The organism is Edaphobacter modestus (assembly GCF_004217555.1).
GTDB lineage: Bacteria > Acidobacteriota > Terriglobia > Terriglobales > Acidobacteriaceae > Edaphobacter > Edaphobacter modestus.
This window is the reverse complement of sequence record NZ_SHKW01000001.1, coordinates 1088278-1101842: the sequence shown is the minus strand read 5'-3', so window position 1 is coordinate 1101842 and position 13565 is coordinate 1088278. Positions and strand designations below refer to the sequence as shown.

Annotated in this window: 15 protein-coding genes; 13 read left to right on the top strand and 2 right to left on the bottom strand. The window is 59.8% G+C overall.

The window, feature by feature from the left end; translation table 11 throughout:
• Window positions 1-42: 42 nt before the first annotated feature.
• The 13 genes from BDD14_RS04595 (at window position 43) to BDD14_RS04535 (ending at window position 11110) form a co-directional block, all read left to right on the top strand.
• A complete protein-coding gene (locus tag BDD14_RS04595; RefSeq protein WP_130417767.1) occupies window positions 43-1269 on the top strand; it encodes a flagellar hook protein FlgE in 1227 nt (408 codons plus the stop codon).
• Window positions 1270-1408: 139 nt separating this feature from the next.
• A complete protein-coding gene (locus tag BDD14_RS04590) occupies window positions 1409-1951 on the top strand; it encodes a flagellar basal body-associated FliL family protein (RefSeq protein ID WP_130417766.1) in 543 nt (180 codons plus the stop codon).
• A 23-nt stretch (window positions 1952-1974) separates the two neighbouring features.
• The gene (locus BDD14_RS04585; protein WP_130417765.1) at window positions 1975-2319 is read left to right on the top strand and encodes a FliM/FliN family flagellar motor C-terminal domain-containing protein; all 345 of its coding nucleotides are present in this window, start codon (window positions 1975-1977) and stop codon (window positions 2317-2319) included.
• 36 nt (window positions 2320-2355) lie between these two features.
• Window positions 2356-2634, top strand: a complete 279-nt coding sequence (locus tag BDD14_RS04580; protein WP_165419925.1) for a flagellar biosynthetic protein FliO — start codon at window positions 2356-2358, stop codon at window positions 2632-2634.
• Window positions 2625-3524, top strand: coding sequence for a flagellar type III secretion system pore protein FliP (gene fliP / locus BDD14_RS04575; RefSeq protein WP_242617737.1), 900 nt, complete (start codon window positions 2625-2627; stop codon window positions 3522-3524). Before BDD14_RS04580 ends, fliP begins: the two co-directional genes overlap by 10 nt.
• 16 nt (window positions 3525-3540) lie before the next feature.
• The gene (locus BDD14_RS04570; protein WP_130417763.1) at window positions 3541-3810 is read left to right on the top strand and encodes a flagellar biosynthetic protein FliQ; all 270 of its coding nucleotides are present in this window, start codon (window positions 3541-3543) and stop codon (window positions 3808-3810) included.
• 2 nt (window positions 3811-3812) lie between these two features.
• Window positions 3813-4595 (top strand): flagellar biosynthetic protein FliR, encoded by a 783-nt coding sequence (locus BDD14_RS04565; RefSeq protein WP_130417762.1) that lies wholly within the window; start codon window positions 3813-3815, stop codon window positions 4593-4595.
• Window positions 4592-5734, top strand: coding sequence for an EscU/YscU/HrcU family type III secretion system export apparatus switch protein (locus tag BDD14_RS04560; RefSeq protein WP_130417761.1), 1143 nt, complete (start codon window positions 4592-4594; stop codon window positions 5732-5734). Before BDD14_RS04565 ends, BDD14_RS04560 begins: the two co-directional genes overlap by 4 nt.
• Window positions 5735-5772: 38 nt before the next feature.
• Entirely contained in the window at window positions 5773-7836 is a 2064-nt protein-coding gene (gene flhA, locus BDD14_RS04555) for a flagellar biosynthesis protein FlhA (RefSeq protein WP_130422714.1), read from the top strand.
• A gap of 54 nt (window positions 7837-7890) precedes the next feature.
• Entirely contained in the window at window positions 7891-8808 is a 918-nt protein-coding gene (locus BDD14_RS04550; protein WP_130417760.1) for a sigma-70 family RNA polymerase sigma factor, read from the top strand.
• Window positions 8809-8845: 37 nt separating this feature from the next.
• Entirely contained in the window at window positions 8846-9847 is a 1002-nt protein-coding gene (locus BDD14_RS04545) for a flagellar motor switch protein FliM (protein WP_130417759.1), read from the top strand.
• A 13-nt stretch (window positions 9848-9860) separates the two neighbouring features.
• The gene (locus BDD14_RS04540; protein ID WP_130417758.1) at window positions 9861-10169 is read left to right on the top strand and encodes a FliM/FliN family flagellar motor switch protein; all 309 of its coding nucleotides are present in this window, start codon (window positions 9861-9863) and stop codon (window positions 10167-10169) included.
• Between the two features lie 266 nt (window positions 10170-10435).
• Window positions 10436-11110, top strand: a complete 675-nt coding sequence (locus BDD14_RS04535; RefSeq protein WP_130417757.1) for a cyclic di-GMP-binding domain-containing protein, MshE-related — start codon at window positions 10436-10438, stop codon at window positions 11108-11110.
• Between the two features lie 101 nt (window positions 11111-11211).
• On the opposite strand, the gene BDD14_RS04530 is transcribed toward BDD14_RS04535, so the two are convergent.
• Both BDD14_RS04530 and BDD14_RS04525 read right to left on the bottom strand, forming a co-directional pair.
• Window positions 11212-11580, bottom strand: a complete 369-nt coding sequence (locus BDD14_RS04530; RefSeq protein WP_242617736.1) for a peptidoglycan-binding protein — start codon at window positions 11578-11580, stop codon at window positions 11212-11214.
• Window positions 11581-11826: 246 nt separating this feature from the next.
• A complete protein-coding gene (locus BDD14_RS04525) occupies window positions 11827-13506 on the bottom strand; it encodes a trypsin-like peptidase domain-containing protein (protein ID WP_130417755.1) in 1680 nt (559 codons plus the stop codon).
• Between the last annotated feature and the right edge of the window lie 59 nt (window positions 13507-13565).

The window sequence follows — 13565 nt, the reverse complement described above, 5'->3', positions numbered from 1 at the left end:
CTTCGGGAGGGGCTGCGAAGAGATTCAACCAAGGAGAGAAGTATGGGATCGTTTTCCATTGCACTGAGCGGCCTGCAGGCCGATACAACTTCACTGAATACCATCGGGAATAACCTCGCAAACCTGAACACGACGGCCTATAAGGATCAGGCGACGTCGTTTGAGGATTTGTTTTACCAGCAGATCGGGACTTCGGGTTCCAACAACCCGTTGCAGGTCGGCTCGGGAACACGGGTCTCCGGAACCACAACCGACTATACCCAGGGCACACTTTTGCCGACGGGGCAGTCTTCGGATATGGCGCTGAGCGGCAACGGCTTCTTTGTCGTGAATCAGAACGGGGTGCAGCAGTTGACCCGGGCAGGCGACTTTCAGCTTAGCCAGCAGGGCAACCTGACGACGTCGGGCGGCGCAAGCGTGATGGGCTATCCCGCAACGAACGGCGTTGTGAATGTGAATGCCGGGCTTGTTCCGCTCTCGCTTCCGGTCGGCGTCACCCAGGCGGCGCAGGCGACTCAGAATATCTCGATTACGGCAAACCTGAATGCTGCGGCGACAGTCGGAACGGCGTTTACAACGCCGGTGAAGGTCTATGACTCGCTGGGCAACAGCCATGCGCTGACCGTGACCTATACCAAGACCGGGCAGAACCAGTGGGACTATAGCGTCTCGATGCCTGCGGGCGAGGCGACGGGAGCACCGACAAACAACACCGGCACGCTGACCTTCGATTCGAACGGAAACCTTACGGCTCCCACGGGGACGATCAGCAACATCACCTTCCCCACGCTCTCCGACGGGGCGAGCGATCTAAGCTTCAACTGGAACCTCGCCAGTGGCGGAAGTCCGACGATTTCGCAGACGACGGCGCCCTCCACCACAGGCGCCGCCTCGCAGGACGGATTCGCCAGCGGCAACTATGCGGGCTTTACGGTAGACCCGAACGGCGTGGTGACCGCGAAGTTCGACAACAACCATACCCAGGTGGTCGGGCAGGTCGCCGTGGCTTCGGTGACCAACACCCAGGGCATGGTGAGAGTCGGTAATAACAGCTACGAGACTACGGCAGCCTCAGGCGATGCGGTGGTTGGTGTGGCTGGCACCGGCGGACGCGGAACGATCGAAGATTCGACGCTCGAACAGTCGAATGTGGACATCTCGACTGAGTTTGCAAACCTGATTGTCGCGCAGCGATCTTTCGAGGCGAACTCGAAGACGATCACCACCTTCGATTCGCTAACGCAGACAACATTGGGAATGATTCGCTAACGAAGTACGGAAGAGGGAAAAGAGGGTGGCTGCGGCCGCCCTCTCTTTTTTTGATTTCACGACCTTTCCGGAATCGTGAAGTTTCCCTAATCGAGATAGAGCGATCGATGGCCTGCAGATTGCATGAAGAAGATGCATCATGGCTACTACACCTCCCGTTATCCAGGCAAAGATTACATCGGATCCGGTAAAGCTTCCGATGATGCCACTGCTGGCCGCCGTTGTACTTGGAGTGGTCGTCTCAACCGTCGCGGTCGGCGGTTTCCTTTACTACATGCTTCGTTCAGGGAAGCTTCCGATCCGGACCACAGCTGCACCAGCGGCACCGGCGGCGCTGCCGGCCAAAACCCATATGACGACGCTCGAGCCCCTGTTGGTGAACCTGGCCGATGCTTCCGGAACTAGTTTTCTGAAGATCGGACTCACCCTGGAGGTGGCAGATCCCGACGAGAAAGCTGAAAAGGAATCGAAGGGCGAGGGAGCTAAACCTGCCGGTCGCGAGGCCGATGCCGCGGTGCGTGATACGGCGCTGACGGTTTTGGGGCGGGAGACATCGGAGCAGCTGCTGGCCTCGGGCGGGAAGGAGCACCTGAAGAAGGAGCTCAAGGACGCCTTGGTGGACCGCCATCCCGAAATCAAGGTTGTGGATCTGTTCTTCACCGAGTTCCTGGTTCAACGGTAATAGAGAGCGCAGGAGAGAGATCGATGGCAGAGATAGAGCTGGCGAGAGTTGAATCCGCTGCACCGGTCGCGCCGCCGCAACAGGCGGCCGCGCCAGTTGCCCTTTTCGCGCAACCGTGGATCGCGCGAATCGAAGAGCACGCCTCGTGGCCGCTGCTTTCGCAGATGACGGTTGCGATGACCGCGGGAATCCCGCTGAGCGGATTCAAGATTGGTGATCTGTTGCGGCTGGAGCCGGGACAGATTGTGGAGAGCGCTTGTCCCCATACGGAGGACATTCCGCTGAAGGCCGGCCGGATGCAGGTGGCATGGAGCGAATTCGAAGTGGTGGATCAGCACCTGATGGTTCGGCTGACGCGGCTGGCGTAGCAGGGATAGAGAGCGATGGGAATAGGAATGCGAAGTTTGTCATGGAAGAGCGAGCCGGTGGAGAGCGCCATCCAGCATGGTCTTGCAGGTGTGCTGCTGCGGATGTGGGCCAATCGGCGATCTGCGAAGGCAGTGCGTCCGCGAGAGATAGAACTGCTGGAGACGTTTTCGCTCGGAGGGCGGCGCGAGTTGATGCTGGTTCGCTGCGCCGGCGAACGGTTCCTCGTGGGAGGAAGTTTCGACCGCATTGAGACCATGGTGAAGCTGGAAGCTGGGAGTGCGGAAGCTACACAGCGGGATGGACTATGCGGGTAAGACGTGCAGTGGTATGCCTGGCGGCTTTGCTGGGATGGTGTGGGCCATTGCTGTTCGGGCAGACCGGAACACAGGTCGCGCGAAACCGGACGGACTCGTTCTGGGTAAAGCGTCAACCAGTGGCACTGCGCACAGCGCATGAAGGCAACAGGAAGGCAACGGGCAAGACGGATCCCCGTAAGACCGCTTCGCATGAGGCCTCGACCGCAAAGGAGACTGCTCCTGCGATCCATGCGAAGGAGTCCATCGAAGATGCGATGAAGATCAATCACAGCGTACCGTGGTCGATTGTGCTCGGACTCACGCTGCTCACATTGATTCCGGCGCTGCTGCTTTCGATCACGCCGCTGGTGCGTCTGCTGGTGGTCTTTCACTTCCTGCGACAGGCGCTGGGAACGCAGACTGCGCCTTCGAACCAGGTGCTGATGGGGCTTGCGCTGATGATGACGTGGTTCCTGATGACTCCGGTTCTGCTGCAGGTGGAGCAGCAGGCAGTGAATCCCTATCGTGCGGGAACGATCTCGGGCGAGGATGCGCTGAGCCGCGGCATCCAGCCGGTCAAGCAATACATGCTGCGCTATGCGCGCGAGAAGGATCTCGCGGTCTTCGCGTCGGCGGGAATGACCGCGCGACCCCAGACCAAGGACGATCTTCCCGTGCAGGTGGTTGTACCTGCTTATATTTTGAGTGAGCTGAAGGCCGGGTTTCAGATCGGTGCGGTGCTCTTTCTTCCGTTCCTGCTGGTGGACCTGGTGGTGGCGAGCATAACCACGTCGATCGGAATGATGCAGCTTCCGCCGGTGGTGATCTCGACACCGCTGAAGATTCTTCTGTTCGTGATGGTCGATGGATGGAACCTGCTGGCAGACCAGTTGATCAAGAGTTTTTGAAGTGGAGAGGAACAGGATGGGACCGGATCAGACCGTCGAAATGATGCGCAGGCTGCTTGTGGAGGCGATGTTGCTGAGTGCGCCGCTGCTGATCAGCGCCTGCCTTGTGAGTCTGCTGGTGAGCCTGGCGCAGACGCTTACCGGTGTGCAGGAGCAGACGCTGACTGCGGTGCCGCGACTGGTGGTGGTATTCGTCGTCTCCATGCTTGCACTGCCGTGGATGATTCACCGGATGGTGGAGTACTCGATCCGTCTGTTTCACGACTTTCACCGATATCTGGGATAGAGATGGACGAACTGACAAAGACGATTCCGGTAGATTGGCCACGGTTCCTTACGGTCGCGCTGCTGGTGATGATTCGGATGAGTGGGCTGATGGTGTTCGCCCCGCTCTTTTCCTCCGTTGCCATTGCTCCCCGCATCAAGGCGGGCTTTGTCTTCGCAGTGACCCTGTTGCTGGCGCCTGCTGTTGGTGCTGTGCCGGATGCGAGGTCCTCACTGGACATGATGGCGGTGCTGGGTGAGCTGGGCGTCGGGCTTGTCTTCGGACTTGCTCTGATGATGCTCAATGAAGCCCTGATGTTTGCCGGAACTCTGCTGGGAATGCAGTTCAGCTTTTCGCTTGTGAACCTGCTGGACCCGAACTCGAAGATCGAGACCCCGGTGCTGGGGCAGATGTTGAACTGGCTCGGCCTGCTGGTTCTGATCGGAGCCGGACTGGATCGAACTTTGCTGGCCGCGATGGTGAGCAGCTTTCGATCGGTTCCAGTGGGGCACGCGATGATTCAGGCGAAGACAGGCGTGGCCGTGGCGGGGATGGCGGGAGGGATCTTTCTTGCAGGCTTGCAGCTTGCTGCGCCGGTGATCGCAGCGGCATTGGTTGTCGAGATCACGATTGCCCTGGTGAGCCGGATGGCTCCGCAGCTTCCGGCGATGGTGCTTGGAATTCCTGTGAAGACGCTGGTCTCCTTCGGCGTGTTGGTGGGGAGCCTGGCGTTGTGGCCGGGTTGGATTGAAGGCCACTTTACGGCGCTTCTGGATGCGGCGGGAAGGTTGATCGCGAAGGCATGAGCGGACAGGCAACCGAGAAGGCGACACCGCAACGGAAGAAAAAAGCCAGAGAGAAGGGCGACGGTGTTCGCAGCCGTGAGCTGCTCTCCGCGATGGCCATGCTGGGCGGCGTGCTGATGCTGGGTGCAACGGCACATGGATTCCAAGGAAGCTGGGGCAAGGTGTATCTCGAAAGCCTGCGGTCGGCCGGAGTTGGCGAGGTGAGTGGCGAACGAGGATGGATCGAGGCGGTGCGTCACATGATTCAGCCTGCTCTGCTGCCGGTGGGTCTGGTGCTAACCGCGAGCTTCGGTTGTGCGCTGATGGCAGGTGTGGCGCAAGCGGGTGGGGTGCAGATTTATGCGAGCGCAGTTGAGCCGAAGTTTTCGCGCCTGAATCCTGCGTCGAACCTCAAGAATCTCTTCAGTCTGCGGCAGGCGATGCGGCTTGTGAAATCGCTGGTCCCTGCAACGGTCATGGTGGCCCTGGGGTGGAGCACGCTGAAGGCGACGATGCTCTCGATGCCGGCGATGAGCATGGTTCGGCTGCCGACGACCTTTTCGAGTGCGTATGGGCTGGCCCTCGATGCTGCATGGCTGATGCTGGCGTGGTCGGCGTTGGATTACGCGATCGAATGGCGAAGCTGGAACGAGCGGCTGAAGATGAGCAAGCAGGAGATCCGCGAAGAACTGAGAGATTCGATGGGGAATCCGGAGATCAAGGGAAAGATCCGCCAGATCCAGCACGCGATGCGCAGGCGCAAGGTAAAGGCCGATATGTCCCGCGCCAGCGTCGTGATTACAAATCCGACGCATTATGCGGTTGCGCTCGAGTTCAGCTTCGAGACGATGCAGGCTCCGGTGGTGCTTGCCAAGGGGCGCGATCTGTTCGCGGCGGAGATCCGCGAAGAGGCGAAGTGGGCCGGAGTTCCGATCATTGAAAACCCTCCACTGGCAAGGAGTCTGTACAGGATGGTCGAGCCGGGTCATTCGATTCCATTCGAGCTGTACTCGGCCGTGGCGGGAATTCTGGCTTACCTGTACCGGCAGAAGGTGGAAGAGCGGATGCGCAGGCAGCGCCAGTCGCCTCCGGCACAAACAAGGAATAACTACCCGACAGCGATGGTCATGGGAATGCGTGGAGTGGGAGGTGGGATGTGAGCGCAGTAAAGACGGCGGGTGGCTGGACGCCCGCGAAGATGCAGGCGTTTATTTTGCCGGTGGCGGCGATCAGCGTGGTCTTTGTGATGCTGATTCCCATTCCGAGCTTCGTGCTGGATCTGCTGCTGGCCGCTTCGATTACCGCATCGGTGATCGTGTTTCTTACGGCAGTGCAGGTGCGGCGGGCGGTGGACTTCTCGGTATTTCCTACGCTGCTTTTGTTGCTGACGTTGTTCCGGCTGTCGCTGAATCTTGCCTCGAGCAGGAGAATTCTGCTGCACGGCCATGAAGGCACGGCGGCCGCGGGCTCGGTGATCGAGGCGTTCGGGCAGTTTGTCGTCGGGGGCAACTACGTCGTCGGCTTCGTCCTGTTTCTCGCGTTGATTGCGATCCAGTTTCTCGTGATAAGCCATGGCGCGGTGAGGACCGCCGAGGTAACGGCACGCTTCACGCTCGATGCTCTACCGGGCAAGCAGATGGCGATCGACGCGGATATGAACGCCGGGCTCATCGACGAGCAACAGGCCCGCAAGCGGCGGCAGGCGATCGCGCGCGAAGCCGAGTTCTACGGCGCAATGGATGGCGCCGCGCGATTCAATCAACGCGATTCGATGGCGACGATCCTGATAACGGTGATCAATATTGTCGCTGGTCTGCTGATCGGTGTGATTCAGCAGGGCGCGGACCTGGCGACGGCGGTGAAGACGTACACCATCCTCACTGTGGGCGATGGCCTGGTGACGATGATCCCGAGTCTCCTGGTCTCGGTAGCCGGAGGCATGGTGTTGACGCGAGCCTCTTCTTCGGGGGCTCTCGACCAGGAGCTGGGAGCACAGTTGCTCAAGGGGCGGAACACGTTGTGGATCGCGTGCGGCGTCCTGATTGCTTTGGCCCTGATTCCCGGCTTGCCGAAGCTGGCGTTCGTGTTAATGGCGGCGGGTGTAGCTCTGATCGCCCGGAAGCTGCCGGCGGCGCAGCCGCAGACCGCGGGAGCCGAGGCGGATTCCATGCCTGCGGGCAAGGCAAAGGCCGCCGCGGCCGCAACGGGAGAGAACCTCGCTTCGCTGTTGAAGATCGACGAACTGACACTGGAGATCGGCTTTCAGCTGATCTCCCTCGTGGACGAAAAACAGGGCGGGCAGATGCTGAACCGCGTGCGCGCGCTCCGCCGGCACCTGGCAACGGAGTTGGGCTTCATCGTTCCCTCTGTCCACATCACGGACAATCTGCGCCTGAAGCCGCGCGAGTATGTTGTGAGCCTGCGAGGTGTAGAGATCGCTCGCTGGCAGACGGAGCAGAACTGCCTGCTGGCTGTGAACGCGGATCCGAAGGCGCGGCCGCTTCCCGGTGTCGAGACCAGGGAGCCTGCCTTCGGTGTGAATGCGCGGTGGATCCAGCAGGGACTGGAAGAACAGGCGCTCGCGTCAGGCTACTCTGTGGTCGACCAGACGACCGTGATCGGAACCCATATGGGAGAGCTGATTCGGCGCCATGCGCATGAGCTGTTGGGACGACAGGAGGTGAAGCGTCTTCTGGACAGCATGAATGAGAGCCATCCGAAGCTGGTGGAGGAGCTGGTTCCGAAGCTCTTGTCTCTCGGCGAGGTGCAGCGCGTTCTGCAACAGCTGTTGCGCGAGCAGGTGTCGATCCGCGACCTGGGAGCGATCCTCGAATCCCTTGTGGAGTCGGCACAGCAGTCGAAAAACCTGGTTCATCTGGTTGAAGCCGCACGCCAGTCGCTTGGTCGCGGGCTGGTGCATCCACTACTCGAGAGTGATGGCGGGCTCAAGGTCCTAATGCTGGAACAGGCAGTCGAGAGCGAGCTTATCAACACCTTCGACCCGCAGAGCGCAGGGCTGCTGCTCGGCGACGGCTCCCGCAGCGCCGGACTCCCTGCGGATTTCCTGCGGCGGCTTGTGGATTCTGTGAAGCGGTTAACCGGAACCGTGCCAGGATCGGCCCTCCCCGTGCTCTTATGTCCGAGTCCGGCGCGTTATCACGTGCGGCGTTGGCTGGAGCCCTTTCTTCCCAAGGTAACCGTCCTCTCGCCGGTGGAGATTCCACCAGAGGTGAGGGTCAGAAGCATAGGCACGGTCGGCTAAGAGCAGGCAGGAACAGCAACAACTGGAGTCGGTGTTTGAAGGACGGAGGCAAGGATGAACGCAGGACGAACCATACCGCTCGACGTTGCGGCGGAAGCATGTGCAGGCAGACCGCAGTGGTTTGCAGAGGGAAATGAGGAGGCCGGCGAGATGTCTGCAGGTAAGTTGTTTACAGAACCCGCAGCGGGCTCAGATCAATCGGTAGGAACAGCGTCCGCGAACGAGCGGGATCTACTGTTGATGGAGCATCTCCCCACGGTTCGATATATCGCTCGCCGCATCCATGAGCGGCTGCCGCAGCATGTCGATCTGGATGATCTGGTTTCGGCGGGCGTCGTGGGTTTGATCGATGCATTCTCAAAGTTCGATCTCACCAAGAAGGTGCAGTTTAAAAGCTACGCACAGTTTCGGATACGCGGCGCTATTCTCGATTCGCTGCGAACACTGGACTGGAGTCCGCGTGAGCTGAGGCGCAAGGGCAGGGCTGTTGAAGAGGCCATCCGCGCCGTGACGCAGCGGTTGCGACGTGCTCCATCGGAGCAGGAGATCGCCTCGGAGATGAAGCTGACCCTCGCCGAGTACCAGCAGCTGCTGGGAGACCTGAAGGGGCTGGAGATCGGAAGCCTCCATATGGAGCGGTCCGAGGACTCGGGGGACGAAGAACTGGCCTACATCCCAGGATCGCCCGAAGAAGACCCGTTATTTCGCTGCCTGAAGGGCGAGATGAAGCAGCGACTGACGGATGCGATCGACGAACTGCCGGAGAAGGAGCGCATGGTGCTGACGCTCTACTACTACGAAGAGCTGACGATGAAAGAGATCGGTCTCACGCTGGGAGTCGTGGAATCACGCGTATCTCAGATTCACTCCTCGGCCGTGCTGCGGTTGCGAAGCTCGCTTGCCGGATTGCGGACCGCCAGTACAGAGAAGAGTTCAAAGACAGAACGTAGACGGCGCGCAACGGAGCGCTGACCGGAACCTCGGCTGCGGTGGATGAAGGAGAGGAACGATGGAAAAGAATCTCGGACAGGATGATATCGACGCGCTGTTTGCCGCAGCGGCAAACGCATCGGCGAAGTCGACCAAGGTTGAAGTAGACAAGGGGCCGGAGAAGTATGTCTTCAGCCGCGCCGGACAGATCAGCAACGACCAGCTGCGAGCCATCACTACGGTGAACGACCTGTTTGCGAGGAACCTGATGCACTCCATGGGAGCCTGGCTTCGGATGCCGTTTCGCGTGAAGCTGGTCGCGGGCGAGCAGCTTCCCTTCAGCGAATTTCTGGAGAGGCTCTCCGCGATGGCCTACATCTGCTCCCTGCGTCTGGAGCCCTTGGGAGCGGTTGGACTGCTCGAACTGGACCTGGCGCTGGTAGCGCCGGTAGTGGACGTCCTGCTTGGCGGTGTCGGCCGCGCAGCGCCACGGCGCGAGCCCACCGACATTGAAGAAGCCATCATGCGGGCGGTCATCGAGATGATCGTGCAGGAGCTGACCCTGGCCTGGCAGGCGGTGGGTCTCGAGTTCGCGTTTGAAAAACGCGAGACTGAAGCGCAGGCAGCCCGAACGATGACCCTGGGCGAGAAGACGTTATGCGTGAGCTTCGAGATACGAATGCCCGAGGTGCAGGGAGTCGTCAACCTCTGTCTGCCGGCGGTCGTGTTGAATGCGATCCTGCGTCGTTTGATTGCGGAGGGCGACCGGCCACGGCGCAGATCGAAGGAGTCGGCGGCCCGGATGCGAGAGCTGCTGGCTGAGTCGAAGGTGGAGGTGCTGCTGCAGCTTCCTGCGGCTCGTCTGCGTGCCAAAGACATCGTTGCGCTTGAACCCGGAATGGTCCTTCGGCTACCGGTGGCGCGACACGAGACCTCCGACTTGGTCGTCGGCGGACTGACGATGGCCAAGGCAAGCCCTGTGAGAAGCGGAGAACATCGCGGAGCGAGGCTGGAAGGTTTGATTCAGGGAGCGATGGCAAATGGGTCGCTCCACTCCGTAGCGCAGGCACGTGTGAACTAAACAGGAGAGCGAGATGGAACAGGCAGGAATTGAGGCAGCGAATACGGGACGCGAGTCGAAGATGGACTTGTTGTGCGATATCGATCTGGATGCAACACTCCGGTTCGGTGCGCGAGAGATGGCACTGCATGAAGTACTGGAACTCGGTCCGGGAACTGTAGTCGAGCTCGACCGCCATGTGACGGAACCGGTCGATCTGGTAGTAGGGGACAGGATCGTTGCACGCGGAGAGGTCGTTGTGATGAACGGCAACTTCGCTCTGCGTGTAACGGAAGTAGCGGCGCCGCAACTGCGGCTGGAGAGCATACGATGCTTTTTCTAAAGCGAACGGAAGCGGATCCCATGGGGACTTCCATACAGCCTGGCAGTCCAATCTCCTGGGATGAAGATAGCTATCGCACTTCGAGCGGCGTTCCCAGGTTAGCCCCCATCCCGCCGCGAACCTGTGCAAGCCAACAGTGTGCGACAACATGGACGGCCCCGTGGCGCAGCCGCAAGCGGCCGATCTTTGAGGATCAATGGGGCTGCAACGGACGATGTGTCCTAGAGATCGTAAGAACGGCGGTACGGCGCGAATCTGCAAGCCAAATGACGAATGCGTCGATGCAGCACAACCATCGGATGCCTCTCGGCTTACTTCTGCTGGCGCAGGGATGGATCACGCATCCACAGCTGCAATATGCGCTCGACGTTCAGCGCCAACAGGGCGGCCGCATCGGTGAAGTGCTGGTGGCCGAGTGCGGTATAGAGGCAGACAAGATTACGCGCGGCCTCAGCCTGCAGTGGAGCTGCCCTGTGTTGAACGCCAATGGCTTCTCCCCACGTGAGATGGCACTGGTTGCCCCGAAGATCTTCGTCGAACAGTGGGGCGCCTTACCGCTCAGGGTTGCCGGATCCCGAATCCTCTATCTGGGATTTGAAGACCGGCTGGACGCCACGGTTGCGTTCGCGCTGGAGCAGATGACTGGACTGAAGGTTGAAAGCGGCCTGATGAAGACGGAAGAATATCTGGCGAGTCGTATCGCCCTGCTCGGAAACAACGGCGTGGAACTGAGGGAGGAGGCCTGCGGAGAGACCGATGCCATGGCTGCAAAGATCACCGCACTGCTCGAACAGAAGCAGCCGGTTGCCTCGAAGCTGGTCCGCGTTCACCATCGCTATTGGCTGCGTTTCTGGCTGGAGACAGGAACAAAAGGCCACCATGGCACTCTGCCTCTCCATGGTGAAGACATGCTTGATTACGTTTTCACCATCGAACAGTAGAGCCGGACCGCATAGAAAGCTGCCCTCGCATTCGCGAGGGCAGTTCATTTTAGGGGATTGCTTTTTAGTGAGAGGTGGGGTCCAACGATAACCGGGAAACTCTACCGTTGAGAAGGATTGGCATCGGCAGAGCTCTCAGCGACCGTCTGCGATGCGGAGACTGTTGCAGCCGCCGGAAGGGAAGCAGCTTGCGATGGCCCCAGGCCGAGCTTGATGATGGCGCGGGAGTCGGGCATCAGCTTCGTCTGCCAGCCATTGTCGGCCTGAAACTTCTGCATGGCGCTCTCTGTAGCCGAATCCCAGTGACCACTCGGTTCGGTCATGTAGCCGGAATGCACGAGGGCCTGTTGAATCTGGGTGGCGCGGCTGTCGTCGATCGAGCGCTGGCCGAGATGTTTTGCTGCCGGCTTGGTTGTTGCGCGACGTTTGGTCTTGGCCACGCAGGGGGTAAGTGCAGTTGCTAGAAGCAAAACAGAGCTTAGGAGTCGGCCTGGCCGCATGAAATAGAAACCTCGCGCTACAGTGTGGGGCAGAGTGCCGTTCGTTTCTGCCGAACTCTTATCTAAGGGTATCCCGGTGGAGTGGAGGATGCAAGAAAAAGGTTGTCCAAAGATATACCTGCTTCCCGGTACAGGAAGCAGGTAGGGTCAACTTATGGTTCTCTTGCGGGAGGCGGCTTCTGGAGCTACCTCCCGCAAGGCGCTTTATCCGTTTCCTTACGGGAGGGTTCCTCCGACGTAGGTGCTTCCGCCGTCCTTCCGGAAGGGGGAGTGGATGACGAAGACCACGTCGTCCTTCGACTTCAAGGCATTGACGACAGCTCGGTACGAGGCTTCGTCGGTCACCGGTTTCTTGTTGATCTCGGTGATGATAGCTCCCTTGGCCAAACCGATTTCGTCGGCGAACGAGCCAGGCCGGACGGTTGTGACGATAACACCGTGGCTGATTCCGGTCTTCTGGCCTACCGAAGGCGGAATGGTTGAAACCGTGATGCCGAGCTTGCTCTGTCCGGCGTCGGATTCCTGCGGAGTATTGTCGTCGTCGTTATTGTCCCCTGCGAGATCGGCATAGGTCTTGGCGCGATCTCCAATCGTGATGTCCGCTGTGCTCTGCTTTCCGTTGCGGAGATACCCGATCTTGACGGTGCTCCCAACCTTGCGGGAGGAGATATCGTTCACCAGGTCGTCACCATCCTTGATGGGACGTCCCTCGATCGAGACGATGACATCACCGGGCTGGATGCCGGCCTTCGCGGCACCGCCATTGGGCGTAACGGTGGAGACGATGATTCCGTTCTTGAATCCGTACATGCGTCCAACCGCCGAGCTCATGGCGGACTGGAAGCTGATGCCGATTGAGCCGCGGACGACCTTATGTTCCGGTCCAATCAGCATGTTGTAGACATTGGCGATGATGTTGGACGGCATCGCGAAGCCGACGCCCTGCGATCCCATCGACTGAGTGTAGATCGCCGTATTCATGCCAACGACTTGTCCAGACATGTCGACCAGTGGGCCGCCGGAGTTGCCGGGGTTAATGGCCGCGTCGGTCTGGATGAAGCGCTGAAATTGCGTCTGCGAAACTCCAGTCGGTCCAGGAGCCTCGTCAATAGCACGGTTCTTGGCTGAAACAATGCCCGCCGAAACAGTCTGCGAGAGACCGAAAGGGCTGCCAACGGCGAGAACCCAATCACCAACCTGGGCGCCGTCGGAGTTGCCAAGTTTGATGGTGGGCAGAGGCTTGTCGGGTTCGATCTTGATGACGGCGATGTCGGTGTCCTTATCGACGCCGATTACCTTGGCAGGCCGTCCTTCTGTGTCCGGGCCATTATTCGGATCGGTGGAGAGACGGACAAAAATCTTGTCGGCTTTATCGACCACGTGGTTGTTGGTGATGATGTAGCCGCTGGGATCGACGATGAATCCCGAGCCGAGAGCGCGGCGCTCTCCACCTGCCGGACCATCACCATCGTCATCTCCACCGCCCGGGTTTCCGAAGAAGCGGTTGAAGAAGTCCTGCATGTCGCCCGGCTGCTGATCGTCATCATCTCCAGGGGTTCCCGGAGTTCCCGGAACAGGACCGCGCTGCGTGCCACGACGGCCGCGGCGGGTTTGAGACTGCTTCGGAAGCGACTCGGTATTGATGTTGACGACGGCAGGACCCACTTGTTTGGCGATCTGTGAGAAGCCATTGGAGAGGGTGGTCGCAGAGGGGATAACCAGCGGCTTCACGTCCGAGGTGTTGGGGGCCTGCTCTTTGCCGCTGACGCCGTGGGTGATCACCGAGCCGACGAGGATGCCGGCCGACAGTGTGGCCAAGAGGGCGAAGGTCGTAGTAAGACGATGGCTGCGCATACGCTCGAGCCAGCTCGTGAATTTGCTTGTCGGTGTATCCATCAAGAAATCGATCCTCTTTCGTGTGCTTCCTATCGCCCACCAGGGGCGGAACTGGCGAA

What these genes read in the sequence shown, in the direction of transcription:
- BDD14_RS04585 (WP_130417765.1), top strand. Translation starts at nt 1,975, where the DNA reads ATGGCAGAGATAGAGCTGGCGAGAGTTGAATCCGCTGCACCGGTCGCG.
- BDD14_RS04545 (WP_130417759.1), top strand. Translation starts at nt 8,846, where the DNA reads ATGGAAAAGAATCTCGGACAGGATGATATCGACGCGCTGTTTGCCGCA.
- BDD14_RS04570 (WP_130417763.1), top strand. Translation starts at nt 3,541, where the DNA reads ATGGGACCGGATCAGACCGTCGAAATGATGCGCAGGCTGCTTGTGGAG.
- flhA (WP_130422714.1), top strand. Translation starts at nt 5,773, where the DNA reads ATGCAGGCGTTTATTTTGCCGGTGGCGGCGATCAGCGTGGTCTTTGTG.
- BDD14_RS04550 (WP_130417760.1), top strand. Translation starts at nt 7,891, where the DNA reads ATGAACGCAGGACGAACCATACCGCTCGACGTTGCGGCGGAAGCATGT.
- BDD14_RS04535 (WP_130417757.1), top strand. Translation starts at nt 10,436, where the DNA reads ATGACGAATGCGTCGATGCAGCACAACCATCGGATGCCTCTCGGCTTA.
- fliP (WP_242617737.1), top strand. Translation starts at nt 2,625, where the DNA reads ATGCGGGTAAGACGTGCAGTGGTATGCCTGGCGGCTTTGCTGGGATGG.
- BDD14_RS04540 (WP_130417758.1), top strand. Translation starts at nt 9,861, where the DNA reads ATGGAACAGGCAGGAATTGAGGCAGCGAATACGGGACGCGAGTCGAAG.
- BDD14_RS04565 (WP_130417762.1), top strand. Translation starts at nt 3,813, where the DNA reads ATGGACGAACTGACAAAGACGATTCCGGTAGATTGGCCACGGTTCCTT.
- BDD14_RS04560 (WP_130417761.1), top strand. Translation starts at nt 4,592, where the DNA reads ATGAGCGGACAGGCAACCGAGAAGGCGACACCGCAACGGAAGAAAAAA.
- BDD14_RS04595 (WP_130417767.1), top strand. Translation starts at nt 43, where the DNA reads ATGGGATCGTTTTCCATTGCACTGAGCGGCCTGCAGGCCGATACAACT.
- BDD14_RS04590 (WP_130417766.1), top strand. Translation starts at nt 1,409, where the DNA reads ATGGCTACTACACCTCCCGTTATCCAGGCAAAGATTACATCGGATCCG.
- BDD14_RS04525 (WP_130417755.1), bottom strand. Translation starts at nt 13,506, where the DNA reads ATGGATACACCGACAAGCAAATTCACGAGCTGGCTCGAGCGTATGCGC.